The organism is Streptomyces sp. NPDC057638, assembly GCF_042800315.1.
In the GTDB taxonomy this organism is placed as follows: Bacteria; Actinomycetota; Actinomycetes; order Streptomycetales; family Streptomycetaceae; genus Streptomyces.
In genome coordinates this window covers 1-3289 of record NZ_JBHVHF010000518.1, presented here as the reverse complement: position 1 = coordinate 3289, position 3289 = coordinate 1, and the positions used below count along the sequence as shown (strand labels likewise).

The 3289-nt window shown below is 69.4% G+C and carries 2 protein-coding genes; both read right to left on the bottom strand.

The genetic code is table 11. The annotated features are described in order from the left end of the window. Positions 1 to 41 precede the first annotated feature (41 nt). A complete protein-coding gene (locus ACFVIM_RS34205) occupies positions 42 to 2264 on the bottom strand; it encodes a polyribonucleotide nucleotidyltransferase (RefSeq protein ID WP_384310027.1) in 2223 nt (740 codons plus the stop codon). A gap of 304 nt (positions 2265 to 2568) precedes the next feature. Continuing rightward, the gene (gene rpsO / locus ACFVIM_RS34200; protein WP_006346214.1) at positions 2569 to 2859 is read right to left on the bottom strand and encodes a 30S ribosomal protein S15; all 291 of its coding nucleotides are present in this window, start codon (positions 2857 to 2859) and stop codon (positions 2569 to 2571) included. Positions 2860 to 3289: the final 430 nt, after the last annotated feature.

Below are 3289 nucleotides of genomic sequence, written 5' to 3'. Positions count from 1 at the left end.
CGCCTGAGAGGCGCGGGCCGTCGCACGGGAACTACGCGACGTCACTGGGCAGCGTCGTCCTTCTTCGCGTCGTCAGCCCCGTCCTCGCCCTCGATCACGGGGATCAGGGAGAGCTTGCCACGGGAGTCGATCTCGGCGATCTCGACCTGGACCTTGGCGCCGACGCCGAGCACGTCCTCGACGTTCTCCACGCGCTTGCCACCGGCGAGCTTGCGGATCTGCGAGATGTGCAGCAGGCCGTCCTTGCCCGGGAGCAGGGAGACGAACGCGCCGAAGGTGGTGGTCTTGACGACCGTACCCAGGTAGCGCTCGCCGACCTCGGGCATCGTCGGGTTGGCGATGCCGTTGATGGTGGCGCGGGCGGCCTCGGCGGCCGGGCCGTCGGCGGCACCGATGTAGATCGTGCCGTCGTCCTCGATGGTGATCTCGGCGCCGGTGTCCTCCTGGATCTGGTTGATCATCTTGCCCTTGGGGCCGATGACCTCACCGATCTTGTCCACGGGGATCTTCACGGTGATGATCCGCGGGGCGTTGGGGGACATCTCGTCCGGCGTGTCGATCGCTTCCATCATCACGTCGAGGATGTGGAGGCGGGCGTCACGGGCCTGCTTGAGGGCCGCGGCCAGGACGGAGGCCGGGATGCCGTCCAGCTTGGTGTCGAGCTGGAGGGCGGTGACGAACTCCTTGGTACCGGCGACCTTGAAGTCCATGTCGCCGAAGGCGTCCTCGGCACCGAGGATGTCGGTCAGCGCGACATAGTGCGTCTGGCCGTCGATCTGCTCGGAGATCAGGCCCATGGCGATACCGGCGACGGGGGCCTTCAGCGGCACACCGGCGTTCAGCAGCGACATGGTGGAGGCGCAGACCGACCCCATGGAGGTGGAGCCGTTGGAGCCGAGCGCCTCGGAGACCTGGCGGATCGCGTAGGGGAACTCCTCGCGGGTGGGGAGCACCGGGACGATCGCGCGCTCGGCGAGGGCGCCGTGGCCGATCTCGCGGCGCTTGGGGGAGCCCACGCGGCCGGTCTCACCGACGGAGTACGGCGGGAAGTTGTAGTTGTGCATGTAGCGCTTGCGCGTCACCGGGGAGAGGGTGTCGAGCTGCTGCTCCATACGGAGCATGTTCAGCGTGGTGACGCCCAGGATCTGGGTCTCGCCGCGCTCGAACAGCGCCGAGCCGTGCACCCGCGGGATGGCCTCGACCTCGGCGGCCAGGGTGCGGATGTCGGTGATGCCACGGCCGTCGATACGGACCTTGTCCGTGATGACGCGCTCGCGGACCAGGGCCTTGGTCAGGCTGCGGTACGCGGCGGAGATCTCCTTCTCGCGGCCCTCGAAGGCCGGGAGGAGCTTCTCGGCGGCCAGCTCCTTGACGCGGTCCAGCTCGGCCTCGCGCTCCTGCTTGCCCGCGATGGTGAGCGCCTGGGACAGCTCGCCCTTGACGGCGGAGGCCAGCGCCTCGTACACGTCGTCCTGGTAGTCCAGGAAGACCGGGAACTCGCCGACCGGCTTGGCGGCCTTGGCGGCGAGGTCGGACTGGGCCTTGCACAGCACCTTGATGAAGGGCTTGGCGGCGTCCAGACCGGCGGCGACGATCTCCTCGGTCGGCGCCTCGGCGCCGCCCGCGACGAGCTGGATGGTCTTCTCGGTGGCCTCGGCCTCGACCATCATGATCGCGACGTCGCCGTCCTCCAGGACACGGCCGGCGACGACCATGTCGAAGACGGCGTCCTCCAGCTCGGTGTGGGTCGGGAAGGCGACCCACTGGCCCTTGATCAGAGCGACGCGCACGCCGCCGATCGGGCCGGAGAAGGGCAGGCCCGCCAGCTGGGTGGAGGCGGAGGCGGCGTTGATCGCGACCACGTCGTAGAGGTGGTCCGGGTTGAGCGCCATGATCGTGGCGACGACCTGGATCTCGTTGCGCAGGCCCTTCTTGAAGGAGGGGCGCAGCGGCCGGTCGATCAGGCGGCAGGTGAGGATGGCGTCCTCGGAGGGGCGGCCCTCACGGCGGAAGAAGGAGCCGGGGATCTTGCCGGCCGCGTACATCCGCTCCTCGACGTCGACCGTCAGGGGGAAGAAGTCGAGCTGGTCCTTGGGCTTCTTGGAAGCCGTGGTCGCCGACAGCACCATGGTGTCGTCGTCCAGGTAGGCCACGGCGGAACCGGCGGCCTGCTTGGCGAGACGGCCCGTCTCGAAGCGGATGGTGCGGGTGCCGAAGGAGCCGTTGTCAATGACGGCCTCGGCGTAGTGGGTCTCGTTCTCCACTAGCGTTTTCTCCGTTACGTTGCGTCTTTTACGTTGCGTCTTTCGCCCCGCTCGCCCGTGTGGCGGGAGGCGGACGGAGAAGCTCTCGTACGGCGGGCCGGTCTTCGATCGAAGCACCCGGACTGACCGTGGGTGACGGTCTCCGGGAGCCACTACCGAGGACCGGCGGCGGCGAGGTGGCTTCTCGCGTGTAGGGGTTTGTCTCTGTGCGACCAGACTAAGGGGCGTCCGCCCGGTCGCGCACGTACAGCAAAGGCAAAGGGAGCGGCCCCCTCAGCATGGGAACCGCTCCCTTCACGGCGTCTTACTTGGCGCCGCCGGCCGCGCCACGGCGGATGCCGAGGCGGTCGACCAGCGTACGGAAGCGCTGGATGTCCTTCTTGGCCAGGTACTGCAGCAGACGGCGGCGCTGGCCGACCAGGATCAGCAGACCACGGCGGGAGTGGTGGTCGTGCTTGTGGGTCTTGAGGTGCTCGGTCAGGTCCGAGATACGGCGGGACAGCATCGCGACCTGGACCTCGGGGGAGCCGGTGTCGCCCTCCTTGGTGCCGAACTCGGCCATGATCTGCTTCTTGGTGGCGGCGTCGAGAGACACGCGTACTCCTTCAGGGTTTCCATGCGCCCACGAGTGCCCCTGGTCTTGTTCTCAGGGGGGCTTCCGTGACTCGGAGGCGAAGGTCCGATGAGCGCTGTCCCCAGAGAATCCGGGGACGCGTACACAAACGGCCGTCAGCCAGCGTACCAGCCCGTGGCCGGGCCCTGACGCGTAGGTCAGCGCGCGGCGGCGTGCCCTCCTGGGGTCGCGCGCCGCGGTCGCGGCTGTCCCCCGCCGGGGACCCCGCGCTCCCCGCCCGGGGTCCCGGGCGGGGAGGGATCAGCCCGGTCAGCCCTGGGTGCCCGCCTCGGCCCTGGCCTTGGCGTAGGCGTCCGCGGCGGCCTTGGCCTCCGCCTCGGCGACGCTGAGGGCGGCGGCAGCGGCGGCGACCTTGGCGGTGGCCGCCGCGGCCTTCTGGCTGAGGCTGGGC